Raw genomic sequence first — 24,321 nt, forward strand, 5'->3', positions numbered from 1 at the left:
TCAAGACTTGACAAGTTAGCGCGGTTGTGCATGATTTCGGCTCGATGTCAAGGATGTTTGTTCGCGATCGCCCGTTAAAAAGCCGAACTCGCCCGGGGTCCCGTCATTCGCCACTAATCTGGGTTCGAGTTGCGATCGCACGGTTTCAGCTCGCTCAGGAACATTCCAATTCGGAATTCTCCGGGGGATTATCGTGAATTTTACTCAAAATTGCCTTGGCATCCTCCAACGCCAGAAGGGTTTGAGGACTTTTATAAGCAATCGAGAGCTCATCGCACCACCGCAGGATCTCCTCAATCGGGAGATTATAGTCTTGAGCAATTTCCGAAATCGACAATTCGGCGAAACCCATAATTTTTGGCAGACAGGTCAACATTAAGCCATTTTCAATATCATTATCATGCCAGTAAGTGGCACTTTCTAAAAATTGCATTTTTGCTTCAAGCATGGATGATGCACTAATCTCTGGAGCACCCACCACCACTCGGGGAATCCTTCGGGAATTTTTCAATTCATTCTATCCCTGAGTCTCCCTACAATCTCTGATAAATTCCCTACAAATTAGGTATTTCTTACCTTTGACTTTTGCTTAATTTTATGCTTATCCTCGGTTTAAAATAGTTTTGTCCGTGGGAGCCTCTTGCACGAAAAGGACCATAGTAGGAATTGTAGGGTGGGCATTGCCCACCGAACAGTTATGTGGGCAATGCCCACCCTACAATTCCTATAAAGGGTTGATTCGCGAATCAACCCTACCCGATCTATGGCCTCATGATGGAACAGAGATCTAGTCGATCGCCGTGGTACTCAAGTGCATCGCATCCGGGAAGGGAATCCGATGAGACAACGGAGACTGGGGTTGATGCAGACAAATCAACTGAGCCAAAGTCTTCTTAATCTGAGTCCGAGGAACGATCGCATCCACAAACCCATGTTGCAGCAGGTCCTCTGCTGACTGAAAATCCTCCGGCAACTTCTCTCGCAGGGTTTGTTCAATCACCCGGCGTCCAGCAAACCCAATAGTCGCTTTGGGTTCAGCAATAATAATATCCCCCAACATCGCAAACGATGCCGTCACCCCCCCAGTGGTGGGATGGGTCAAAATTGGAATATACAGCAACTTGTTCTCCCGATGCCGTTCCAGAGCTCCGGAGATTTTCGCCATTTGCATCAGGGACAGCATCCCTTCTTGCATCCGCGCCCCCCCAGAAGCACAGATAATAATTAGGGGTAACCGTTCTCGGGTGGCCCGTTCAATCAGGCGGGTGAGTTTTTCCCCCACCACGGACCCCATGCTACCCCCCATAAATTTGAATTCCATCACCCCCAGGGCCACGGGTAAGCCATCCAGCTTGCCGAGTCCGGTTTTCACCGCATCTAAACAGCCGGTTTTGTCTTGATATTCCCGGAGGCGATCGCTGTAGGATTTGCGATCGCGGAATTTCAGAGCATCCACCGCTTGCAAATTCTCATCTAAAGGCATCCAAGTCGTGCCATCAATGAGTTGGTAAATCCGTTCTGATCCATCTACCCTCAGATGATGCCCGCATTCGAGACAAACCATCTGATTCCCTCGGAGGTCCTTCGTATAGGTCAAAACCCCACATTCCGGACATTTCGTCCATAGCCCATCGGCTATCTCTCGCTCTTGCCGCTCTTGGCTCATGGGGCCTGACTTGCGGCGATTTGCAAACCAATCAAATAGAGACATGAAAACGCTTAATCCCTTCTGTTTGTTACCGATTCAACTTCACGGCCTTTGATCAAAGAAGCCCAAACAAGAGTGCGATCGCTTCCTCTGCTGACGTTTCTCCACAACCTCTGTTGTTCAGAGTTCGGACCCAGGTTCCTCTTCTTCTGGGGGACTGAGTAACAACAACGCCGTCCACCGATCTTCTGGACGCACTTGCAAGGCGGTTGGACTCCCGGTTCCCAAATATGAAAGAATGCCTAAATCAATAATCCGAGTGGGAATCTCATGGGCCTCCAGCACCTGTTGCATGAACTCAGCCTCCCAGCGATGGCTGGTCGTTTTCACTGTGATCCAGGTCACAATAAACTGATCTTACCTAAGATTGTTTCCCGTTTCATTCTGAGGTCAGGCCCCAGAAACCCTATTTTACCGCTATTTTTGTTCAATTTTCCTACAGATTGGGCGAACTGGCACTAAAAAATCCTCTCCCTTGCTTTCTGTTTATTGAATCGGGCTCAACAAACTCAATTCTGAGCAAGCGGATGGAACCACAATGCCTACAATAGGATTAAAGAATCAGCCAATCGTCAAACTCTGTTAGCAATCTTAGACCGAAACCCCCATGCCCAGAACACAACGCAACGATAACTTCATCGACAAAACCTTTACCGTGGTAGCGGACATCATTTTAAAGATCCTACCCACGAATCAACAAGCGAAGGAAGCTTTCGCCTACTACCGCGACGGAATGTCGGCTCAAGCCGATGGGGAATATGCTGAAGCTTTAGACAACTATAACGAAGCCCTCACCCTGGAAGATGACCCCTACGATCGCAGTTATATTCTCTACAATATCGGCTTGATTCACACCAGCAATGGCGATCGGGACAAAGCTGTGGAATTTTACCATCAAGCACTGGAACTCAATCCCCGGATGCCCCAAGCTCTCAATAATATCGCGGTGATTTTGCATTACCAAGGGGATCAAGCCAAGGAAGCAGGAGACACCGAGGGAGCAGAGGAGTTATACGATCGCGCCGCAGACTACTGGAAACAAGCCATCCGTCAGGCTCCCAATAACTACATTGAGGCCCAAAACTGGCTCAAAACCACTGGACGTTCCACCATGGATGTGTTTTTCTAGTCTCTGGGTTCTTTCAACCTAAACTTTTTGCGGCGATCTCTCCGGTTTGATGCAGTTTTTCTTTCAAACAAAGGGCGATCGCCATCCACCCTCACCCTCACCCTCCCCATTTACCCATGATTGACCGAGAACAAATTCGCAAAGTCGCCCACCTCGCTCGTCTCGAACTCACCGAAGCAGAAGAGGAACAATTCACCACCCAAGTGGGCAGTATTTTAGAGTATTTCGAGCAGTTGAGCGAACTGGATACGGAGAATATCAAACCCACCACCCGGGCGATCGATGTCAGCAATGTCACTCGTCCCGATGAACTCCAACCCTTTACTGACCTTCAATCCATTATGAACGCTGCTCCTGATGTGGAAGGCGAATATTTTAAAGTGCCTAAGATTCTCTAGGGAAATTCATCCGCTATCCCCTTTATAAAACCCGCTTTCAAAATAGCCTGCTTTGGCAGGCTATTTTCTTGCAACTTCTTGATAGATTAAAAGCTTTAACCCTTATCTAACGACCATGAGCAGCTACCAATATTATGAATTCCAAGCCTTAGACCGTCCCTTGACCGAGAAAGAACAGGACTATATCCATACCCTGTCGAGTCGGGTTCAACTGAATCGGACACAAGCCATATTTCTCTACAATTATGGCGACTTTCGCGGACAACCGGAACAGCTTTTAGAAAAATGTTTTGATATCATGCTTTATACGGCGAACTGGGGGAGTCGCCAACTGATGTTTCGCTTGCCCAAATCTTTGATTAATCCTGTGGAGTTAGAACCCTATCAAGTCCCCGATGGTATTAATATTTCTACTACTGAACAGTCAGTTCTTATCGATATCAACATTTCTGATGAAGATTTGAATGGCTGGACCGATGGGGAAGGATTGCTCCCCCGGATGTTAGCCTTGCGCGATGATTTATTACAAGGGGATTACCGAGTTTTGTACTTAGGTTGGCTAAAGGCGGCAAAACTTTGTTATGACTTTGACCCAGACACTTGCATAGAACCCCCTATTCCGGCTAATTTACACCAGCTTTCCAAACCGTTAAAAGCCTTTGTCGAGTTTATTGAACTCGATCCCGATTTAATTGAGGCAGCGGCTCAACTGAGTCCGAAATCTGAAACAAAATCGGATTCTATTCAAGAACTACAGAAAAGAATTCCCCAGATTTCTGAACAGGAACGCAATGACTTTTTAGCGCGCTTGCTACAAGGAGAACTGAATCTCAACCGCAAACTCAGCCAGCGTTTACAATCTTTTTCCAAAAAGCCCACCTCTCAACCTTTGTCGGACTCACCAGGTCGCACGCTGTCTGAACTGCTCACCCTCGCTGTCCAATTAAACCAACTCCGGAAGCAGAAAGAAAAACAGGCTGTAAAACAGGAAAAAATTAAAAAGATTAAGGAACTAGCGCCTCGGGAATCTTACCTTTGGGAACAGGTCTTTCATGAAATTGGAACCAAGCAGGTCAAAGGTTACGATCGCGCCATTGTGCATCTGGTCAATTTACAGGACATCGCCGAATATCAAGGCAAATTGCCGGAGTTTCAAGCCCGAGTTCGCAAGATTCAGCAAGACTATAGCAACCTGCGTGGATTGATGTCTCGATTGCGAGAGTTTAAGCTTTGGCAAGATTAAATCAAAACCCCGTTTGAGGGGAGTTGGGAGTTTTTAAATACGAACTTTTCCCCTCTCCTCTTACTGCAACGGAAAAAATAGGTCAAGATAAGCGGATAAAATCGTTTCTCCCCACAAGGCGGCGATCGCTGCACCCAGAGCCAGAAAGGGTCCAAATGGCATGGGTTTACTGCGTTCCAGCCACCCCAAGGCGACTGCACCCCCTCCGATAAAGGCACCGGCAGCACAAGCAATAAAACCCCCTAGCAGCATCAATTTCCAGCCTAACCAAGCCCCCATCATCGCCGCGAGTTTGGCATCTCCAGCACCCATTGCGGTTTTTCCAAAGGCGATCGAACCGACAAAGGAAATGCTATCCAATACCCAAATCCCGAGCACTGCACCGAATATCCCCACCATCAACTGATGGGGAATTCCTTGGACATTGGCAGCGATCGCCCATCCGGTGACCATCTGAAACCCTAATCCCACCACCAATCCCGACTGGGTAAGTTTGTTCGGCAGGGTCATGGTATCTAAATCAATAATTGAAAGGGCCAATAACCAGCTAAAAAAGACCCAATACCCAATCATTTGCAGCGGGTTTTCCCAGGTGAACAATGCCACTATCATGAAGATGACAGCGGTTAAGGCTTCGATGATGGGATACCTGACGGAAATCGGACTTTTGCAGTGAGCGCAGCGACCCCGCAATCGCAACCACCCAAAGACGGGAACGTTCTCGGTTTTACCCAGTTTATGCAGGCAATGGGGACAGCGTGAAGGGGGCCACAGCAAGGATAAACCCGCAGGAATCCGGTACGCTACCACGTTGATAAAACTGCCGATGGAAGCACCCAAGGTTAAGGCGATTGCCACCGCCGCGATCGCAACAATCACATCCATGTGGTTTGTCATTGGTCATTGGTCATTGGTCAGTTGTGCTTTTTTTTATTCAAGTTCCAGGGTTAATTATTACTGATTAACAATAGGTAATCATCAGAATTTAATAAAAAGTCCGCACCTTATGGTGTCCGGTGATAATAATAGCTCATTCCCGCTAATAGAGTCCGGCTTCTAGCTGATCGAACGGCACAAAACATTCCGTCAGCAATAAAGCAGGCTTTTGGGTAAAAATGAGCTGACCTCGATAAGTAGAGCGATCAATAGCGACCCCGAGAGGACGCTGAATCCCATCGGGATGAACGTCTTTGTACGCTCGATAAAGCAACCTTGCCGCTTTGAGCAAAGTTGGGTCAAGCAACTGCGGGGAGGCGATCGGGCTATCGTCTTGGAGTTGTGGTGCAGCGTACATGAGCAAGCAACCTTAAATCGTAAAGTTTAAGTGGATACTGTAACAAGTTTGGTGCTGGTCATGGTTTGATTGTAGTCTACCCACTCTTAAACTGTGGCGATCGCTCTCTCAAAAATATCTATCTACAGAATGAAAATCATCAATCCTTAATCCTTTGTCCCCCTTCATGCAGGGTTTCACCCCTCAGTGAAACCGCCACCTTGCACCAAAAAACTGGGCTAATCTGCCAGTTGATTAATTGCGGGATTAGAGAATAAAGAAAGGTTGCACCGCTCACAAAACCAAGCAATTACAAGCCAGACCCATCGAGGAGTGGATTTATCAAACCAGATGGTTTCTTAGATTTTTTAGAGATTTTTAGACTTAATGAGTTGTTAGAGAGTAACCCTAGCTAAATTTGAAAATAGATCCCAGTATTATAAACTTTGGAGTGCGTTCTTTAGGGGTTCCCCCCTGCATCAGATCTTCCTCGCTACCCATTCCCGCTTCAACGGTAAAACTTCCCGGGGAGTCTTGGCCCGCGAGAAAAAAAGGTTTAAAAAATTAATGGGCGATACTGGATTCGAACCAGTGACCCCTTCCGTGTGAAGGAAGTGCGCTACCACTGTGCTAATCGCCCGCACGATTTCCTACAATAGCATGGCTTGCCCAAAATGCACAAGCCCTTTGCTAAAAAAAAATTTCCGGTCCCCAACCCTAATCCCCTTGGGGATATTCCTGCCATAATCCAGAGATTTTCCGCAAACTCTGGAAGTCGCCATTCCCCAAAATCAGATGATCCAGTAGAGGAATTTGCAACAATTGTGCCGCTTGCAATAACTGGCGGGTGAGTTGAATGTCTTCCGGACTGGGTTCTAAACTCCCCGAGGGGTGATTGTGGGAAATAATTGCACGGGTGGCACCATGTCGCAAGACTTCTCGAAAAATCTCTCGGGGATGGGCGAGGGTTTCTGTTGCGGTGCCAATGGTGAGCAGTTTAGTCCCAATCAGGCGATTTTTCACATCCAGCAGCAATAACGCAAATCGTTCTTGGGATTGCCACATCAATTCATGAGACAGGGCCGCTGCTGCTGCCTCGGGACTATCGATTTCTTTGCGTTCGGGGGGCCTGGAATAAAAGGTGCGCTTGCCGAGTTCGATCGCCGCTAAAATTGTGGTGGCTTTTGCGGGTCCCACTCCGGGAATTTCCATCAGTTCCTGGGGGGACATCTCCCGCAAAACTTCCAGGGGGTCCCGCTGATTCTCGCCCAGTTTCTGTAAAATGTACTGGCCAAGTCCCACAGCGGACAATTTTCCCGGTCCTTGTCCCGTCCCTAAAAGCATGGCAATCAGTTCGGCAGTGGCCAGACTTTTCGGACCATAAGCGATCAATCGCTCTCGGGGACGCTCATTGAGGGGGATATCTGCAATTCTGAGGCAATAGGTCATGGACCAACCCAAAACTCATTCCTCGCGAGTTTATCATAACCCTGAGTCATGAACCAAGCGATCGCCCCGAGGGTTGCCTTTGGTTTCATAACATTTCACAATGGGCGATACTGGATTCGAACCAGTGACATCCTGCTTGTAAGGCAGGCGCTCTACCACTGAGCTAAACGCCCTTTTTTCCCGACGGATCACATCATAACACAGTTTTTGGAAATTTCATGCCATCTGGTCGAACTCATGACGAAATTACTTTGTGGAGCTTACCCTTGGTGGCAGGAGGGACTTATGCACAGACCCGCAGCAGCAGTCTGACGCTGATTGTTGCCGGTGGGTTTTTGTTTAGTGGACTGATGTTTGGCCCGGATTTGGATATCTATTCTCAGCAGTTTCAGCGCTGGGGGTGGTTGCGGTGGATCTGGCTGCCTTATCAACAGAGTTTACATCATCGCTCATTTTTGTCTCATGGGCCATTGGTGGGGACGGCATTGCGGATCCTCTATTTGGGGATTTGGATCGGGGCGATCGCCTTTGGAGTCGTCCTCGTGGGGGATTCCCTGGGACTGTTTACTTGGAATCCGCCAATGGCATCCGCGGCGATCGCCCGCACCCTCAAACAGCACCCAATGGAAGGAATCGCCCTCTTCCTCGGATTAGAATTGGGGGCCATGAGTCATTCCCTCAGTGATTGGATCGGATCCGCTTACAAGCGATTCAAAAAATATGGATGGTCTGCTATTTTTAATCCAAGCAAAAAACCCCGAACTCCCACCAAAAAACGCATCAAGCGTCACGCCTCCTCGGGCAACACTCGCCCCCAACCCATATCCACCAAGCGCAAATCTTAATTCTCATGGCTGTTTTAAATTCAACCTCTACAATAATCAGTAAATTTATTGGCTGATTCTGGAGAGATTACCCCTTGCATTTGTTCACAAGGGGGAATGATGTCCCCAGTTTGCAATCTTAAGATCGGCTCAATCATTCCCTTGTCGTTACCCACCTATTCCCTTAAATGTCAACTCCTGAAACTCCCAAACTAGCCCTCTCTAATTCTTCGGCATTACCCGCATTGGAAAAATTAATCCAGGTGGTGGCTCAATTGCGATCGCCTCAAGGGGGATGTCCCTGGGATTTAGCCCAAACCCCCGAAAGTTTAATTCCCTACATTATTGAAGAAGCCTACGAAGTGGTTGATGCAATTAAAAGTGGGGATAAACAAGCCATTGCTGAAGAGTTAGGGGATTTATTATTACAAGTCGTCTTGCAATCGCAAATTGCTAGGGAAGTCAACCAGTTTAGTCTGGCTGAAGTCGCAGAGGGCATTGCGGAAAAACTGATTCGCCGACATCCTCATGTCTTTGGGGATGTCGAGGTGAGTAGCGTTGAAGAAGTCCGGACTAATTGGGAGCAAATAAAGGCGGAAGAAAAAGGGGAAACTGGCACGGAAGTCAAACCCCTGAGTGATAAACTGAGTCGATATGCCCGGACTTTGCCTCCTTTGATGGCAGGAATGAAGATTTCTCAAAAAGCGGCTGCTGTGGGGTTTGAATGGGATAATATTGAGGGGGTTTGGGAGAAATTTGAGGAAGAGTTAGGGGAATTTCGCTATGCGATCGCCCATGAAGATCAGGCGCGTCAACAGGCAGAATTAGGGGATTTATTATTTGTGGTGATTAATCTAGCTCGATGGTATGATTTAGATCCATCAGAGGGGTTATCAGAAACTAATCATCGATTTGTCCAAAGATTTTCTAAACTGGAAGCGGCTTGCGATCGGCCTTTGTCTGAATATAGTGTGGAAGAATTAGAAGCGATTTGGCAACAGATTAAAGCGCTTTTGGCAAAACAAAAGCAGGCATAGGTCATTTGTCCTGGGTTGATAGAAGTGGATGTTAAATGCCCCCACTGAAGTCATTTCTGACTGTTCGTAGTAACGACTGAAGTCGTTACCGCGTTACGAAAGCGATCGCTTTCGTAACGCCCTCCTGCGAGGCGATCGCGTAAGGGCCCAAACAGGCTCTTAATCTGGTCATTGTGCGTGTCATGGCGTCCGCCATGACACTCTTGGCAACGACTGAAGTCGTTACTACAAACATGAATCCCAACTCCCTCAACTACCCTATCTCCCATGCTAAAATCAGGTCTAAAATATTTCAGGAAAAGTTGATGGTTAATACCACTGAGAATGCACCGGCAGAGATTGCGGCGGGTTTTCATGCATTTTCTGACCCGTTGCGGATTTCAATTTTGGAGTTGCTGCGCGATCGCGAGTTGTGTGTCTGTGAACTCTGCGAAATTCTCGACGTGAGCCAGTCTAAGCTATCATTTCACCTCAAAACCCTCAAGGAAGCGGCTTTAGTTCGTGCTCGCCAAGAAGGTCGCTGGATCTACTACAGTCTCAATATCCCTCAGTTTGCCTGCCTCGAACAGTACCTCGCTGAGTACCGTCGATTTAGTCCAATTCTTCCGGCTAGGTCTTGTAATGAAGCTTCCTGAATTTCGCCTTTACTAAAATTTAACCTAACGAATCAATTTTTATTGATATATTCATCCTATACCCCGTAATTGTTTTTTGGGGAAAGGGTTATGAACGCAACAGCACAGCGGGTTTTGAGCGGCGTGAAACGGTGGGCGGCGATCGCGGGAGTAGCGGCCCTAATGACATCCTGCCAAAACAGCAATTCTCAAGTCTTACAACCCATCATCATGGATGGGTCTTCTACGGTGTATCCCATTACCCAGGCGATCGCCGACTCCTATCAAGAAACGCATCCCAATCCGGTTCCCGTCACGGTAGAATTCTCCGGGACCGGGGGTGGGTTTCGCAAATTCTGTGCCGGGGAAACCACGATTAATAATGCTTCCCGACCGATTAGCCTAGAAGAGATGGCTGCCTGTCGAGAAGCGGGCGTTCCCTATATCGAATTACCGATCGCCTTTGATGCTATTACCCTGGTTGTTCACCCGGAGAATACTTGGGTCGATCACCTCACGGTGGAGGAGTTAAAAAAGATATGGGAACCCCAGGCCCAAGGTAAAATTTCTAAATGGAATCAGGTGCGGTCCTCTTGGCCCAATCGCCCCTTAACCTTATTCGGTCCAGGCAGGGACTCCGGGACTTTTGACTATTTCACCGAGGCGATTATGGGGGAAACCGATGCCAGTCGGAATGACTATACCGCCAGTGAAGATGATGATGTGCTGGTGGAGGGCGTGCGTCGGGACCCCAATGCCCTCGGTTATTTCGGCTATGCCTACTATGAAGCACAGCGAGAAGGACTCAAGGCGATCGCCCTGGATCAGGGCACAGGGCCGATTATGCCCTCTCGGGAAACTGTGGAAAACGCCCAATATCAGCCCCTTTCCCGTCCCCTGTTTATTTATGTCAATGCCGACGCCGCCCAGAAGAATCCTGCACTTCAGGCTTTTGTCGAATTTTACCTAGAAAAAGCACCCGAAATTATCCCCACCGTCGGCTATATCCCCTTGCCCGAAGAAGGATACCGTTTGGCCTACATCCATTTTCACCGACATAAGGTCGGCACCGTCTTTGATGGCAAAGCTGCCTTTGATTTAACCATTGGCGAATTGCTGACCAAACAAGCCAAGTTTTAGAATCCGCTGGTTGAAACCGCCCCCATTGCTCATATCAAGTTTTGTTGAAATAAATTGATTCATCAACTTTTATTGATGTAAGATTTAGAGCGATAGAGCTTGTAAGGAGGAGGGAAATTGTCGTGAATGAGGCAAACGAGCCGTTGAGGCAGCCTGTAAAAGCCGGTGGCAAACTGAGTGTTTTTGAGCGATACCTGACCCTGTGGGTCTTTCTGTGCATCATTGCAGGAATTGTTCTGGGAAAACTGTTTCCCGGTGTGGCAGTTACCCTCGATGCCATGAGCATCTATCAGGTGTCCATTCCGATCGCCATCTGCCTGTTTTTCATGATGTATCCGATCATGGTGAAAATCGATTTCACCCAGGCAGCCAATGCAGTGAGAGCACCGAAACCTGTGCTGTTGACCTTAGTTGTGAATTGGTTGATTAAACCCTTCACAATGGTGGCTTTTGCTCAATTTTTCTTGGGTTGGTTATTTCGTCCCCTGATTGTGGGTACGGAAATTATTAACAACGAGACCATTGACATTGCCAATTCTTACATCGCGGGAACCATTCTGTTAGGAATTGCCCCCTGTACAGCGATGGTGTTGATGTGGGGATATCTCTCTTTTAGCAATCAAGGACATACCTTGGTGATGGTGGCAATCAACTCCTTAGCCATGCTATTTTTGTATGCGCCTTTGGGGAGATGGTTGCTGGCGGCCAATGATTTAACCGTTCCCTGGCAAACCATTGTTTTATCGGTGCTGATTTATGTGGGATTGCCTTTGGCGGCAGGGATGTACAGCCGATATTGGATTTTAAAAAACAAAGGCCGTCAGTGGTTTGAACGGGAATTTTTGAAATATTTGACGCCGATTTCGATTACGGCATTGCTGATTACGTTGGTGTTGCTATTTTCGTTCAAGGGGGATTTAATTGTTAATAACCCCCTGCATATTCTATTGATTGCGGTGCCGTTGTTTCTCCAGACCAATTTTATTTTCCTCATCAGTTATGTGGCGGCCTTAAAACTGAATATTGCTTACGAAGATGCGGCACCGGCGGCTTTGATTGGGGCGAGTAATCATTTTGAGGTGGCGATCGCAACAGCGGTGATGCTGTTTGGCTTAAATTCTGGCGCAGCACTGGCAACAGTAGTGGGGGTTTTAATCGAAGTGCCGGTGATGTTAATGCTCGTAGAGGTTTGTAAGAAGACGGCGAACTGGTTTCCCCGAGAACCAGAGAAGGCGACGTTACGCGACCCCCGTTGTTTTCCGAGTTTCAAGTAAACCCGGTGGGGAAAAGTTTTCCACAAATTGTCCACAATAATTTAGGAGAGAAAAGTCATCATGAAGAAAGTCATGTTTGTTTGCAAGCGCAATTCCTGCCGATCGCAAATGGCGGAAGGATTTGCTAAAACCTTGGGGGAGGGAAAAATTGAAGTCACCAGTTCGGGTTTAGAATCCAGTCGAGTCCATCCAACAGCGGTGGAGGTGATGGAAGAAATCGGGGTGGATATTACCCATCAAACCTCGGATCCGTTGAGTGATTTTCAGGCAGAGGATTATGATGCGGTGATTTCCCTGTGTGGTTGTGGGGTGAATTTACCCGAAGCGTGGGTATTGCGCGAGGTGTTTGAGGATTGGGAATTGGAAGACCCTGATGGGAAATCCTTAGAGACATTTCGGGCGGTGCGAGATGAGATTAAAGCGCGGGTGGGTAAACTGATCGAGGCGATCGCCACCGAAGTTCCGGCATAAAACTGGGGAGGGTTCGGATTTTTTGATAGCCCTCCCCTGGACAAGACGAGGGGACTGGCGGCGATTTTATGCCGAATCGGATTAGGCTGGTCCCTCTAACCCATTGATTAACCAGATTTGTTGTCAAATTCGCTACGTTTTCCCACTTCCAAACCCCCGTGGGCAGAGGAATGAGATAGAATTGCAAGGCACCGGAGCCAAAGTTTAAGGCAGAGACTTTAACACCTATTAACCCAATCTTTACCCTGAAGCGGTATTCTGCAATCGTGATCCTCACCAAAATAGCAAACTCTACCCATTCACATCATGCGTTTACTGAATCCCATTAAACCGGCTCAAAGGGCCTTTTCCCTCTCAGTTATTGCACTGACCTTGGGGATCGGGGCTTGCCAGGGACCCACTGCCACCAACACCACAGCTCCCGGGGGCAATACAGCCGCTGAAGGGGGTAATGCCGCCTCTGGAGGGACCGGCAAACTCGCCTTAACCCAACCCGTCAACTTAACAGGTGCGGGAGCAACTTTTCCCGCGCCGATTTACCAACGTTGGTTTCAGGAATTTAATCAAGATAATCCCCAGGTTCGCACCAATTATCAATCCGTCGGGAGTGGGGCTGGGGTCCAGCAGTTTTCGTCAGGGACTGTAGATTTTGGGGCCAGCGACGTAGCTATGACGGATGAAGAGATCCAAGCTATGAACCGCGAGGTTCTGATGCTACCGATGACCGCCGGGGGCATCGTCTTGGCTTATAATTTGCCTGGAGTGGAAAGCGGACTGAAGCTTCCTCGGGAGGTCTATGTGGATATTTTATTGGGGGAGATTACCCAATGGAATGACCCGCGCATCGCCGAAGCGAATCCCGGGGTGACCTTACCCGATCAAGCGATCGCCGTGGTTTATCGTTCCGATGGAAGTGGAACCACAGGAGTGTTTACCCAACATCTCTCCGCGATTAGTGAAAAGTGGAAAGAGCGCGTCGGTGAAGGGAAAACCGTAGAATGGCCCACGGGAATTGGCGGAAAAGGGAACGAAGGGGTTACCGCTTCGATTCAACAAACCGTAGGCGCGATCGGATATGTTGAGTATGGCTACGCCAAAAACAATAATATCCCGATGGCGGCTTTAGAAAATCAATCCGGCAATTTTATTGCTCCCAGCGGCGAAGCGGCGAGTAAAACCCTCGCAGCGGTAGAACTCCCCGATAATCTGCGATCGTTCATTGCCGACCCCGAGGGAGCAGAATCTTATCCCATTGTTAGTTATACTTGGCTGCTGGCTTACCAAGAGTATTCCGATCCCCAAAAAGCTCAAGCTCTAGAAGCAGTGATTGAGTACGCATTGAATGAAGGACAACTGCTGGCCCCTGAGTTAGGTTACATTCCCCTCCCGGCGAATGTCAGACAGAAAGTGGCTGAGAAAGCGGATGCGATTAGTGCTGAGTATGACATTGAAGTAACCGAATAGCCGTCCGGTTTTTGGATTCAAGGAGATAGCAAGCGGATTGGACTGCTTGCTATCGTTCTAGCCTGCTATTTTTCTATAATCTAAGCGGATAGAGTAAAGCGCTTAATTTATTTTAAGTAATGAGTAAACGAGCTGAAAGGATGGATATGGGCGAGGAAAGAGCGATTCAACCTCGGCAACAACAAGAGCGCGTGATGGATACGGGGTTTTTCTGGGTCACGCGCATTTTTGCATTTGCGATCGCGGGGATTTTGGTTTGGATAGCCATCCAGATGGCGAGGGACGCGATGCCTGCGGTGCAAGCCTTTGGCTTGAATTTTTTCGCCTCAAGCTCCTGGAATCCGGTTCGGGATCAGTATGGAGTCTGGCCGATGATTTATGGGACCCTGGTCTCGTCAGCCCTGGGTTTACTGTTTGCAGTGCCCTTGGGAGTGGGGACTGCGATCTTTTTGAGTGAAAATTTTCTACCCAAATCAGTCCAGACCGTTCTGGTGTTTATGGTGGAATTGTTAGCCGCCATTCCGAGCGTGGTTTATGGATTATGGGGAATTTTTGTCCTGATTCCCTTCCTGCAACCGATTGGGATTTTTTTGCATAAGACCTTGGGCTTTTTGCCGATTTTTTCTACAAGTCCAGTGGGACCGGGGATGTTACCCGCCGGGATCATTTTAACGATTATGATTTTGCCGATTATTACGGCAATCTCTCGGGACTCGTTGGCATCCCTGCCACCGGAGTTGCGGCAGGCATCCCTAGGGTTAGGGGCGACACGCTGGGAAACGATTATTAGAATTTTAATTCCAGCCGCATTTTCTGGAATTGTGGGTGGGATTATGTTGGGATTGGGCCGTGCGATGGGAGAAACGATGGCCGTTACCATGATTATTGGGAATTCTAACGACCTAAAATTCTCTCTGCTGGCTCCAGCAAATACGATCGCCTCCCTGTTGGCCAATCAGTTTGCAGAAGCCTCGGGCTTGCAAATTTCGGCTTTGATGTATGCGGGTTTGGTTTTATTCCTGCTGACCTTAGTGGTGAATATTTGTGCCGAGTTAATTGTTCGGAAAGTCAAGAAGTTTTAGAAATTCGCGATTACCATTGCAGTTGTTTAGGGGTGCAATACCCAGTCTGATATGTCACAGCCTTTTTCAAGTCACAACGACGATTTGTACAACGCTACCCCACATGGGGAGCAGCTAATGCGGAACTATAAAACGCCGCGATCGCTGTTTGTCTGGGTGATGACCCTATTATCCGGTGCTTGTTTAGTGATCACCCTGATCCCCTTATTTGCGGTGATGATTTATGTCACCATTAAAGGGTTTAACCGGCTGAATTTGGACTTATTTACTCAACTGCCGCCTTCTGCAGGGATGCAAGGAGGCGGGATTGCCAATGCGATCGCCGGGACTCTGATTATGGTGGGGATCGCGGCTGCCATTAGCGTGCCGATTGGGGTGTTTGGCGCGGTTTACTTGTCTGAGTTTAGTTCCGTTCAGGTCGCGCGGTGGATTCGCTTTGCCACCAACGTCCTGAGTGGGGTTCCCTCGATTATTGTCGGAATTTTTGCCTACGGTATCATTGTATTAACGACCAAACAGTTCTCGGCTTTTGCCGGTGGCGTGGCACTCTCGGTTTTGATGTTACCGATTGTTGTCAGAACCACCGATGAAGCCCTGCAAATCGTTCCTCCCGATGTGCGATGGGCGTCAGTGGGAGTGGGAGCCTCCAACTATCAAACCGTCTTGAGGGTGGTGTTACCGGCGGCCTTACCTGCTATTATCACAGGATTAACCCTGGCGATCGCCCGGGCTGCTGGAGAAACGGCTCCCTTAATTTTCACGGCTCTATTTACCTTTTTCTGGCCGCAAGGTTTGTTTGAACCAGCCCCCTCTCTGGCGGTGTTGGTTTATAACTTTGCCTCGGTTCCCTATGCCAGTCAACAAGAACTGGCTTGGGCAGCCTCATTGATTTTAGTGTTGTTGGTTCTACTCACAAGCATTTTGGCTCGCTGGGCCACTCGGAAAAGCATTTATTAAAGATCATGCTTTCTGTTCAAAATGCCCCGGGCGAAATTTAATGTTCTTAACGATCTAAAACCTCTAAAAACTGTATGATAAGATACAGCGCTCTGGTTGAGAGTAGGATTGTTGAAGTTTAAGTTTTTTCCAGTGTAGAACGATCAACCAAGCAGTTGTGACCGTTGCGATCGCACGGCCTTCTCAAAATTTTACTTCCAGTCGGCTGCAACTCTGGTTAAGAGGATGTGAGCGGTTGGGGTTCGGTAGTTTGTCAACCCTAGGCTGTTGGCGCTCGATCGCATAAAAGTGGGAAACACAACTGCTCTCAAGTTGAAATATCTAGTAAAAGTCAAGGTGGATTTTTATGCCTTTCGATCGGCAAACAGCCAATCATCAGTACCAAACTGAACCCCAAACAGAAGCCATTCTGCGAACGGAAAATCTGAACGTTTATTACGGAGAAACTCTCGCCCTCAAAGGGGTGAACCTGAATATCCCGAAAAAACAAATTACCGGATTTATTGGACCATCGGGATGTGGGAAAAGTACCTTACTCCGCTGCTTCAATCGTCTGAATGATTTGATTAGTGGATTCCGGATTCAGGGAAAATGTTCCTACTACAACCAAGACCTCTACGATAAAAAAATTGACCCAGTAGAGGTTCGTCGGCGGATTGGGATGGTGTTCCAAAAGCCGAATCCTTTCCCCAAATCTATCTATGACAATATCGCCTATGGAGCGCGAGTCAATCGGTATAAAGGTAATCTGGATGAATTGGTTGAAACTTCATTGCGTCGCGCTGCTTTATGGGATGAAGTAAAAGATAAATTAAAGTCCAATGGTTTATCTTTATCCGGGGGTCAACAGCAACGGTTATGTATCGCCCGGGCGATCGCCATTAATCCAGAAATCGTTCTCATGGACGAACCCTGCGCCTCCCTCGACCCGATTTCAACGATGAAAGTCGAAGAATTAATGCAGGAACTCAAAGAAAACTACACCATTGTGATTGTTACCCACAATATGCAGCAAGCCTCCCGGTCTTGCGATTATACGGCGTTTTTCAATGCCCAAGCCACCGAAGATGGGAAGCGCTTTGGCTATCTCGTTGAGTATGATAAAACGGAAAATATTTTCCAAAATCCCCAGCAAGAAGCGACCCTTGAGTATGTGAGCGGACGATTCGGGTAAAGGACCGAGTTGTGAATCGTTGAATGGGGGTTTTAGACTGAATGATTCCAGATTCCCCCAACCGAGGCGATCGCTGAGTTCCAACTCCTATAATGGTTCGAGTATTGAGGCTCGTACCGCTCCATCTCTCCTTGACCAATCTTGAAAGGGTCAGGAGTTTTTTATGGTTATTTTTCCCTGGAAAGGGAGGTCCGATTTCTGGATTAGCCCGCGCTTCTCGGGCTTCGTCCGCTGTTGTCCCCGCCCTTTCCTTACGGAACGCTCATAGAACAGGGTGCGGGTTTTTATAGACCTTTGAAAACCAGATTCCGTCTAACCCTGCATTCCCCAATCAGGATCTATCCCCCTTGAGAAATGTCCTCAACGAGGGGCAGTTCATGAACTGCCCCTACAAAATTACCGTTTATAGCGTTCCTGAATATGAATTTGAGGAGGTTCAGATTTCCTCAAACACATATCCAAGCATTCCACCACTTCCACCAAGTTCATGTAGGCATCAGCCGCTTCAACTAAATTGTTGATATTCTCCTTGCTGGCATCGTCCATATCATCACTCAAGGGTTTATGAATTAACCGGCGATCGAGGGGAAATTGGAGACGAGCATAGCGAGATTTATCTCCAATCACATAATCCGTGATATAATGATAAACTTCACAAGGTGCATCGGTCATCACTTTAACGACGCGCCCACCCCAAATCCATTGCAGAGTCCCCCAAGAGCGAGCTTGTTCCCAGGGAATTACTCGCGTTGCTGCACCTGTTCCAATGGAAATCACTTCCAAATCTTCTAAGCGATGACCTAGGCGGATGGCTTCTGCCACAGCACAAGCGGTGGGATTATTCGCCGCTAAACCGCCATCAATGGCCGACATCACCTCTCCATCAATGACTAATCGGTGTGCGGGAAAGAAGGTGGGAGCAGAAGCGGAACAGAGGCAAGCTTCCCAGACTGGAACGTTAGCAAATTTCTCTTTCCAGCTTTTAAAAATGATGGGCGATCGGCTGATGGTATCGTAGCTGGTAATTAAGAGTTTCACCTGGTTAATATCGGACAACCGCTTATTGCCCAATAAATCTTTGAGCATTCGGATCAGTCCGTCTTCGGAGAACTTAGGCGCAGAAGGGCCATGCTTTAAGAGTAAGGGCAGTCGCTTGAGGGTCCACCGGCTCTTGTAGGGAAAGACTTTTTTAGACTTTTTCCGGTAAAGTTGGACAATATCCTTGCAGGGAATTCCCATCGCGATCGCAGCACCCACCATTGATCCCGTAGAAGTTCCCGCAATTAAATCAAAATGATCTCGTAGCGGCAACTGCAGTCGTTCTTCAATCCGTTGTAACATTCGCGCCGCTAATACACCACGAATTCCGCCACCATCGATGCTCAGTATCCGATAAGTCATCGTAACTTCTCCTGATATTTGAATTGGGGATAAGGGGTAAAAGGGTTAAGAGATTTTACCCCGTCTCGGTGGGGTTCCCTCGTCTCATGTTCCTTTATTGATACTTCTGTTCCTTCGCCCTAATAGCCACTGTACTAACTCTGCACAAGAAATCCGGAAGATTTCCGGATTCGATACCCTGAAGTGGGGGGGAATTTTTGCAGTTACAGACCCTCCCAGCGATCGCCTCCGACCCCCCACCCCTAAACTGAAACCCTTGCTATAGCGGCTTTTTTATGGTAAGACCAGACAGGGGTTATCCCCTTTGGGGGTCTGTTTTTGGGGATAACCCTTTCCAATATTATTTGTTTTGTCATTTCATTGGTTATTTGAGGAGTGTACTGTGGAATCCTTTCAACCTTGGTTATCTTATGTGGGAATTGGAGTCGGTGTAATCCTTGGGGGAATCGTCCTGATTTGGATTACCGTTTCCCTGATTATTTTTTCCAAAACTAAAGGATTACCCCAGGCGATCGGGGCCTTTTTTGCTCAAATTGCCCAAGGGGATGTCAATGGGGCCTATCAGTCCACCAGCGATCGCTTTAAAAGCAAAACCTCTAAACAACAATTTGCTAAATTCATCAAAACCCACAAACTCAATCAGTATCAGCGCACTACCATGTCAATTCCCACAACTGAGGGGGAGGTTCACTGTCTGGATGTCACCGTGATTTCTAAAACAGGTCGGGAAGTTCCCGTGCAAATGAAACTGGTTAAACAAGATAAAATTTGGACAGTTGATGATTTAACTTATCAGTATATTAGCAAAAAAAATGCCCCTGCCGCTACCAAGAAATAATCGGATTCCCTCCCGGGGATTGAGGGGATGAAACTGCCGAAAATCCCTGAAAAAGGGGAAAGCCGGTTTAGGGACGGTTCCCTCAAAACCAGCTTTCCTCTGCTTAGTCTAACCGGGCGATTTTCTCTCCCTTATTGAGATAAATTGCGATGGGTGAATGGTTTTGCCTCGGGACCGGAATAGGTTGCCACTATTTGACCATTTCCGACTAATTGATATTTGTAAGTGACTAATCCTTCCAGTCCAACGGGCCCTCGGGGCGGCATTTTTTGGGTACTAATTCCGACTTCGGCCCCGAAACCGTAGCGGAATCCATCAGCAAAGCGGGTGGAACAATTATGGAAGACTCCGGCAGAGGCAACTTGAGACAGAAACAGATCTGCAGCGGATTGTTCTTCGGTGACGATCGCATCGGTATGACCCGATCCATAACTGTTGATATGAGAAATTGCCTCTTCTAAAGAATGGACTACTTTAATCGATAAAATCAAATCCGTATATTCAGTTTTCCAATCCTCTTCTGTTGCCGGTTCCCAATCCTTCAAATTGGCGGTATTTTTCAGGATATCTTGACTTTTATCATCCAAGCGTAATTGCACCTGACGTCCTTGGAGTGCAGCAGCAACTTGGGGTAAAAATTCTGGGGCGACTGCCTCATGAACCAGCAAGGTTTCGATCGCATTGCAAGCTGCCGGATACTGAGTTTTAGAATCCACGGCGATCGTCACCGCTTTTTCCATCTCTGCCGAGGCATCCACATAGAGATGACAAATTCCCTCCGCATGACCCAGGACCGGAATGCGCGTATTGTCCTGGACAAAGCGCACAAAATCATTCGACCCTCGGGGGACAATTAAATCTACAAAATCATCTAATTTTAATAACGCTAACGTTTCTTCCCTCGTCGTTAACAACTGTACCACATCCGGATCAACCTCCGTCTGGGCTAACCCTTGGCGAATCGCTTTGACAATGGCTGCACAAGAATTATTGGCCTCTTTCCCTCCTTTTAAAATCACCCCATTGCCGGATTTAATTGCCAGGGCGGAAATTTGAATCGCCGCCTCGGGACGGGCTTCAAAAATCACCGCAACTACCCCCAATGGTACAGAAACTCGCTTGAGAATTAAGCCATCATCCAGTTCCCGATGAAGCTGAATCTCGCCAACGGGATCCGGGAGTTTGCCCACATCTCGAACTCCGGCAATGGTTGCCTCTAGTTTGGTCCGGTCCATTTTTAGGCGGTTGTAGAGGGGTTTGGAAATGCCTTCCGCTTCGGCAAATTCACAATCTTCCCCATTTGCCCTGACAATGGACGAGGCAGCAGATTGTAAAGCTTGGGCGACTGCCTCGATCGCCTGATTTTTCGCCTCCGTAGAGAGTACCCCCAATTTCCGGGCGGCAATGGCTGTAGATTGAGCAATTGTAACTAAATTGTCCGAACCAATTTGCATCGATGTCATGGTAATTTTATCCCGTAGATTTTCCGGTTAAGACTGTAGTTTTTGACACCCATCCTAGGCCCCAGAATCGGACGGGCGATCGGCACTTCTAAAAGAGGTGATGGATTAATCCCAGACACCTCACGCCTCATCCCCTTGAATAGACGCGATTGAACCCAAGGGTGATGAAAGTTTGACTTTAACCAACGGTCTTAACTTTTTTCATGCTATAGCCAATTCTTTAACTTTTGTGGAGTTTTAGACCAAAAACCCGGACTTGTAGGTTATGACAGAAAGCAGGGAAAACTTTCCCCAGGGCCTTGACAAAATCACCAAGCTTTGGGCGTTTTGAACCTGTTCATTGTGTAATCGTGACATGGAGAGTGTTTATGGCTGAATCCTCTTTCCCGAAAGCGGGCCGTAGCGGTACTACAGGGGTCAAGCTGACCATGACCGGAGTCGGAGGCAATCTCGCCTGGGCTTCCCTGGTGACCATGACCCTTATGTTTGGCATGGTCTTCGTCTTGTGTTTAGGCGTTTCGTTGATTCTTAACAGTGAGAATCCAGGGATGGGCTTAGGAATCGCGATCGCCGCTACCCTCGTCTTTAATATCGTCGCCTTTTTCCTCTCCCCTTGGATTATGGACTTAACCCAGCGGTGGCTATATGGGACTCGCTGGATCGACCTCACCGAACTTGATCGCAAGAGTCCCGAGTCTGCCGCAATTATCCGCCAGATTTGTGCTGACAACAAGCTAAAACAACCGCGTTTGGGGATTATCGATGACCAAAACCCTACCGCCTTTACTTATGGATCTCTCCCCAATAGCGCCCGTTTAGTCGTCAGCGAGGGACTCTTTACCTATCTCGATGATGATGAAGCGGCCACCGTCTACGCCCACGAACTGGGCCATATCGTCCATTGGGACTTTGCGGTGATGACGATCGCCTCCACCCTGGTGCAAATTACCTATTTAATTTATGTGTTTGCCCGTCGGATGGGACGTGGGGGGGAAAAAGCCAAAGATATTGCGGCGCAAGTGGCGATGGTGGCCTATATCTTTTATATAGTGGGAACCTATTTGCTGCTGTACCTCTCGCGAACTCGGGAATATTTTGCCGATCGCTTTGCTGCCGAATCCACCGGCAACCCCAACGCCCTCTCGCGGGCACTGGTTAAAATTGCTTACGGGTTAGTCGAGGAAGGGCAAAAAGCCACAGAACCCAGCCGCTTAGTGGAAGGAACTCGGGCATTAGGCATCTACGACCATAAAGCCGCCACCTCAACAGGCACCACCTACCGGATTTCCAGCAAACCGGACCAAATTGGCCGAGTGTTTCTCTGGGATATGTTTAATCCCTGGGGATGGTGGATGGAGTTGAACTCCACTCACCCCTTAACCGGCAAACGGGTTCGCGCCTTAAGTACCTACGCCGAACAGTTGGGACTAGATATCGAGTTCGATATGGGTCGGATTATGGGAGAAGGCAAGACTCTGAGTAAGAGTAAATTATACGGCAGTTTTGTGGGGGATTTATTCCTCTATACTGCCCCCATAATTGGATTGTTTGCAGGGGCGATCGCCTGGTTAGTCTTACCCCTACCTGGAGGAGACTTTGCGCCTCTCGCCTATCCATTACTGGGCTTAGGAATCGGCCTTTTGGTGAAAACCTTTGTCATGTTTCCCAACTTCGATCGCGCCCCAGAAACCGATATTCTCACCTTAATGGCGGACCCCTACGCCAGTCCCTTACGGGGTAAACCGGCTAAACTCAAAGGCGAACTAATTGGGCGGGGAGATGCTGGATATGCCTTCGGGTCGGATTTGAAACTCCAAGACCCCAGTGGGTTACTATTTCTCCGCTATGCCTCCCGGTTGGGTCCGATTGGCAATTTCCTGTTTGGCATGAAGAAGGTGAACAGCCTGATTGGAATGCAAGTTCATTCCTTGGGTTGGTTCCGACGGGGAGTGGCCCCCTGGATGGATTTGATCCAGTTAGAAACTCAGAATGAGACCCAGGTGAATAGTTATCATCGCTTCTGGTCCTTTTTAATGAGTGGCGGGATGATCATCGGCGGAATCGTTTTACTGTTTATCATTTAATCTGACTAGACTTGGGATTAGCTACAGTCTAAAGTTTGTAGAGACGCGACGTCGCGTCTCTATTTGTTTGAAGAGGTTTAAGATGTCATACGAACGGGAAAAACAAGTTGCCATTGATGCGGCGATCGCGGCTGCTAAACTCTGCCAAGCAGTCCGCCGGGAAATTCCGGTGGCGATGGAAAAAATTGATAAAAGCCCCGTCACGGTGGCAGATTACGGGTCTCAGGCATTGATTTGCAAAGCATTAAATGCAGCATTTCCCGCAGATGCGATCGTGGGGGAAGAAGATGCGACGGATCTGCGAAGCAATGCCGAACAATTGCAAAAAGTGACCCATCATGTTCAGTCCCTGGTCCCAGATGCCACACCGGAACAGGTTGCGGATTGGATTGATTGCGGGAATGGGGAAGTCGGGGGAAGATTTTGGACCCTAGACCCGATTGATGGGACTAAAGGATTTTTGAGACAGGATCAATATGCCGTGGCGATCGCCTTAATTGAAGACAACGAGGTGAAAGTCGGCGTCATGGCTTGTCCCGCCCTCAAGTTAGAATCGGGAGAAGAAGGGGCCTTGTTTGTCGCCGTCCGGGGAGAAGGGGCGACAATGCAGGCAATCTCCGGAGGAACCGTGCGATCGCTGCGAGTGGTTGCCGCTGATGATGTGGAAAATCTGCGGTTTGTAGAAAGCGTAGAAGCCAGTCACGGCGACCAATCCAGGCAAAATGCCGTCGCCAAAGCCGTCGGATTCACCGCCGAATCCCTGCGAATGGATTCCCAAGCCAAATATGGAATTGTCGCATCAGGACAAGCCGCATTATATATGCGTTTACCCTCGCCTAAAACCCCAGACTACCGAGAGAATATCTGGGACCACGCAGCCGGGGCGATCGTTGTCGAAGAAGCTGGAGGGCGTGTTACCGATATGCATGGCAATTCTTTACCCTTTGGCTTATGTAAAAAAATGGTCAACAATCAAGGCATTGTTGTTAGCAATAGCACCATCCACGACACAGTTCTAAAAGCCTTACAAGACTCATAAGTAGCGGCAACCTCAGTTGCGACAACCGCAGGGGGTTTAAACCCCCTGCTAATAGCTAAAGTCGGTTAAAAACCGACTAAAAGCCTTCTGGGTGATGGTTTGAGCTTCCCGACGATGGCCGTTCAATCTATAGTTTTCAGTCGGATTTATCCGACTTTAGCTATTAGGCGGGGGTTTGAACCCCCGACGATGGCCGTTCAATCTATAGTTTGCAGTCGGATTTATCCGACTTTAGCTATTAGGCGGGGGTTTGAACCCC

At 48.2% G+C, this 24,321-nt stretch carries 26 protein-coding genes and 2 tRNA genes; 16 read left to right on the forward strand and 12 right to left on the reverse strand.

What is annotated here, in order from left to right:
- Positions 1 to 15 precede the first annotated feature (15 nt).
- The 4 genes from NG795_RS25530 to NG795_RS25545 all read right to left on the reverse strand — a co-directional run bounded on the left by NG795_RS25530 (position 16) and on the right by NG795_RS25545 (position 2,053).
- On the reverse strand, positions 16 to 141 hold the full coding sequence (locus NG795_RS25530; protein ID WP_367291416.1) for a hypothetical protein: 126 nt from the start codon (positions 139 to 141) through the stop codon (positions 16 to 18).
- Between the two features lie 13 nt (positions 142 to 154).
- Positions 155 to 448 carry a hypothetical protein gene (locus NG795_RS25535; protein WP_367291417.1) on the reverse strand — a complete coding sequence of 98 codons (294 nt, stop codon included), beginning with the start codon at positions 446 to 448 and terminating at the stop codon, positions 155 to 157.
- 339 nt (positions 449 to 787) lie between these two features.
- Positions 788 to 1,711, reverse strand: a complete 924-nt coding sequence (accD, locus tag NG795_RS25540; protein ID WP_367291418.1) for an acetyl-CoA carboxylase, carboxyltransferase subunit beta — start codon at positions 1,709 to 1,711, stop codon at positions 788 to 790.
- 117 nt (positions 1,712 to 1,828) lie between these two features.
- Positions 1,829 to 2,053, reverse strand: coding sequence for a putative signal transducing protein (locus NG795_RS25545; protein ID WP_367291419.1), 225 nt, complete (start codon positions 2,051 to 2,053; stop codon positions 1,829 to 1,831).
- 262 nt (positions 2,054 to 2,315) lie between these two features.
- Here NG795_RS25545 and NG795_RS25550 point away from each other — a divergent pair, with 262 nt between their 5' ends.
- The 3 genes from NG795_RS25550 to NG795_RS25560 all read left to right on the forward strand — a co-directional run bounded on the left by NG795_RS25550 (position 2,316) and on the right by NG795_RS25560 (position 4,478).
- Positions 2,316 to 2,837 (forward strand): photosystem I assembly protein Ycf3, encoded by a 522-nt coding sequence (locus tag NG795_RS25550; protein WP_367291420.1) that lies wholly within the window; start codon positions 2,316 to 2,318, stop codon positions 2,835 to 2,837.
- A gap of 116 nt (positions 2,838 to 2,953) precedes the next feature.
- Entirely contained in the window at positions 2,954 to 3,235 is a 282-nt protein-coding gene (gene gatC, locus NG795_RS25555; protein WP_367291421.1) for an Asp-tRNA(Asn)/Glu-tRNA(Gln) amidotransferase subunit GatC, read from the forward strand.
- Positions 3,236 to 3,350: 115 nt separating this feature from the next.
- Positions 3,351 to 4,478: a hypothetical protein gene (locus tag NG795_RS25560; RefSeq protein ID WP_367291422.1), complete on the forward strand. Its 1,128-nt coding sequence runs from the start codon at positions 3,351 to 3,353 to the stop codon at positions 4,476 to 4,478.
- 60 nt (positions 4,479 to 4,538) lie between these two features.
- Here the strand turns inward: NG795_RS25560 and NG795_RS25565 are convergent, their stop codons facing one another.
- The 5 genes from NG795_RS25565 to NG795_RS25585 all read right to left on the reverse strand — a co-directional run bounded on the left by NG795_RS25565 (position 4,539) and on the right by NG795_RS25585 (position 7,373).
- Positions 4,539 to 5,363, reverse strand: a complete 825-nt coding sequence (locus tag NG795_RS25565; RefSeq protein ID WP_367291447.1) for a prepilin peptidase — start codon at positions 5,361 to 5,363, stop codon at positions 4,539 to 4,541.
- A gap of 154 nt (positions 5,364 to 5,517) precedes the next feature.
- A complete protein-coding gene (locus NG795_RS25570) occupies positions 5,518 to 5,772 on the reverse strand; it encodes a hypothetical protein (RefSeq protein ID WP_367291423.1) in 255 nt (84 codons plus the stop codon).
- A 547-nt stretch (positions 5,773 to 6,319) separates the two neighbouring features.
- Positions 6,320 to 6,391 (reverse strand) — tRNA-Val (locus NG795_RS25575).
- A gap of 77 nt (positions 6,392 to 6,468) precedes the next feature.
- The gene (radC, locus tag NG795_RS25580; RefSeq protein ID WP_367291424.1) at positions 6,469 to 7,200 is read right to left on the reverse strand and encodes a RadC family protein; all 732 of its coding nucleotides are present in this window, start codon (positions 7,198 to 7,200) and stop codon (positions 6,469 to 6,471) included.
- Positions 7,201 to 7,301: 101 nt separating this feature from the next.
- Positions 7,302 to 7,373: transfer RNA gene (locus NG795_RS25585), tRNA-Val, on the reverse strand.
- A gap of 45 nt (positions 7,374 to 7,418) precedes the next feature.
- Between NG795_RS25585 and NG795_RS25590 the strand changes: the two genes are divergently transcribed.
- The gene (locus tag NG795_RS25590) at positions 7,419 to 8,045 is read left to right on the forward strand and encodes a metal-binding protein (RefSeq protein ID WP_367291425.1); all 627 of its coding nucleotides are present in this window, start codon (positions 7,419 to 7,421) and stop codon (positions 8,043 to 8,045) included.
- A 167-nt stretch (positions 8,046 to 8,212) separates the two neighbouring features.
- Positions 8,213 to 9,061 (forward strand): nucleoside triphosphate pyrophosphohydrolase, encoded by an 849-nt coding sequence (gene mazG / locus NG795_RS25595; RefSeq protein ID WP_367291426.1) that lies wholly within the window; start codon positions 8,213 to 8,215, stop codon positions 9,059 to 9,061.
- A gap of 50 nt (positions 9,062 to 9,111) precedes the next feature.
- On the opposite strand, the gene NG795_RS25600 is transcribed toward mazG, so the two are convergent.
- A complete protein-coding gene (locus NG795_RS25600) occupies positions 9,112 to 9,330 on the reverse strand; it encodes a hypothetical protein (protein ID WP_367291427.1) in 219 nt (72 codons plus the stop codon).
- Positions 9,331 to 9,366: 36 nt separating this feature from the next.
- On the opposite strand from NG795_RS25600, the gene NG795_RS25605 reads away from it, so the two are divergent.
- The 8 genes from NG795_RS25605 to pstB all read left to right on the forward strand — a co-directional run bounded on the left by NG795_RS25605 (position 9,367) and on the right by pstB (position 17,237).
- Positions 9,367 to 9,696, forward strand: coding sequence for an ArsR/SmtB family transcription factor (locus NG795_RS25605; protein ID WP_367291428.1), 330 nt, complete (start codon positions 9,367 to 9,369; stop codon positions 9,694 to 9,696).
- Positions 9,697 to 9,786: 90 nt separating this feature from the next.
- Positions 9,787 to 10,815: a PstS family phosphate ABC transporter substrate-binding protein gene (locus NG795_RS25610; protein WP_367291429.1), complete on the forward strand. Its 1,029-nt coding sequence runs from the start codon at positions 9,787 to 9,789 to the stop codon at positions 10,813 to 10,815.
- Positions 10,816 to 10,937: 122 nt separating this feature from the next.
- Positions 10,938 to 12,089: an ACR3 family arsenite efflux transporter gene (gene arsB / locus NG795_RS25615; protein WP_367291430.1), complete on the forward strand. Its 1,152-nt coding sequence runs from the start codon at positions 10,938 to 10,940 to the stop codon at positions 12,087 to 12,089.
- 60 nt (positions 12,090 to 12,149) lie between these two features.
- Entirely contained in the window at positions 12,150 to 12,560 is a 411-nt protein-coding gene (arsC, locus tag NG795_RS25620) for an arsenate reductase, glutathione/glutaredoxin type (protein WP_367291431.1), read from the forward strand.
- A gap of 303 nt (positions 12,561 to 12,863) precedes the next feature.
- The gene (gene pstS, locus NG795_RS25625; RefSeq protein WP_436836090.1) at positions 12,864 to 14,024 is read left to right on the forward strand and encodes a phosphate ABC transporter substrate-binding protein PstS; all 1,161 of its coding nucleotides are present in this window, start codon (positions 12,864 to 12,866) and stop codon (positions 14,022 to 14,024) included.
- 119 nt (positions 14,025 to 14,143) lie between these two features.
- Complete coding sequence (gene pstC / locus NG795_RS25630; protein WP_367291433.1) at positions 14,144 to 15,106, forward strand: phosphate ABC transporter permease subunit PstC; 963 nt, start codon at positions 14,144 to 14,146, stop codon at positions 15,104 to 15,106.
- A 117-nt stretch (positions 15,107 to 15,223) separates the two neighbouring features.
- Positions 15,224 to 16,063, forward strand: coding sequence for a phosphate ABC transporter permease PstA (pstA, locus tag NG795_RS25635; RefSeq protein ID WP_367291434.1), 840 nt, complete (start codon positions 15,224 to 15,226; stop codon positions 16,061 to 16,063).
- Positions 16,064 to 16,409: 346 nt separating this feature from the next.
- Entirely contained in the window at positions 16,410 to 17,237 is an 828-nt protein-coding gene (gene pstB, locus NG795_RS25640) for a phosphate ABC transporter ATP-binding protein PstB (protein ID WP_367291435.1), read from the forward strand.
- A 396-nt stretch (positions 17,238 to 17,633) separates the two neighbouring features.
- Here the strand turns inward: pstB and NG795_RS25645 are convergent, their stop codons facing one another.
- Complete coding sequence (locus NG795_RS25645; RefSeq protein WP_367291436.1) at positions 17,634 to 18,638, reverse strand: CBASS cGAMP-activated phospholipase; 1,005 nt, start codon at positions 18,636 to 18,638, stop codon at positions 17,634 to 17,636.
- Positions 18,639 to 19,020: 382 nt separating this feature from the next.
- Here NG795_RS25645 and NG795_RS25650 point away from each other — a divergent pair, with 382 nt between their 5' ends.
- The gene (locus tag NG795_RS25650) at positions 19,021 to 19,476 is read left to right on the forward strand and encodes a DUF4864 domain-containing protein (RefSeq protein ID WP_367291437.1); all 456 of its coding nucleotides are present in this window, start codon (positions 19,021 to 19,023) and stop codon (positions 19,474 to 19,476) included.
- A gap of 131 nt (positions 19,477 to 19,607) precedes the next feature.
- Here the strand turns inward: NG795_RS25650 and NG795_RS25655 are convergent, their stop codons facing one another.
- A complete protein-coding gene (locus tag NG795_RS25655) occupies positions 19,608 to 20,939 on the reverse strand; it encodes a glutamate-5-semialdehyde dehydrogenase (protein WP_367291438.1) in 1,332 nt (443 codons plus the stop codon).
- 368 nt (positions 20,940 to 21,307) lie between these two features.
- Between NG795_RS25655 and NG795_RS25660 the strand changes: the two genes are divergently transcribed.
- Both NG795_RS25660 and NG795_RS25665 read left to right on the forward strand, forming a co-directional pair.
- Positions 21,308 to 23,023: a zinc metalloprotease HtpX gene (locus NG795_RS25660; protein WP_367291439.1), complete on the forward strand. Its 1,716-nt coding sequence runs from the start codon at positions 21,308 to 21,310 to the stop codon at positions 23,021 to 23,023.
- An 82-nt stretch (positions 23,024 to 23,105) separates the two neighbouring features.
- Complete coding sequence (locus NG795_RS25665) at positions 23,106 to 24,062, forward strand: 3'(2'),5'-bisphosphate nucleotidase (protein WP_367291440.1); 957 nt, start codon at positions 23,106 to 23,108, stop codon at positions 24,060 to 24,062.
- Positions 24,063 to 24,321 lie beyond the last annotated feature (259 nt).

Source organism: Laspinema palackyanum D2c, assembly GCF_025370875.1.
Classification (GTDB): Bacteria; Cyanobacteriota; Cyanobacteriia; order Cyanobacteriales; family Laspinemataceae; genus Laspinema; species Laspinema palackyanum.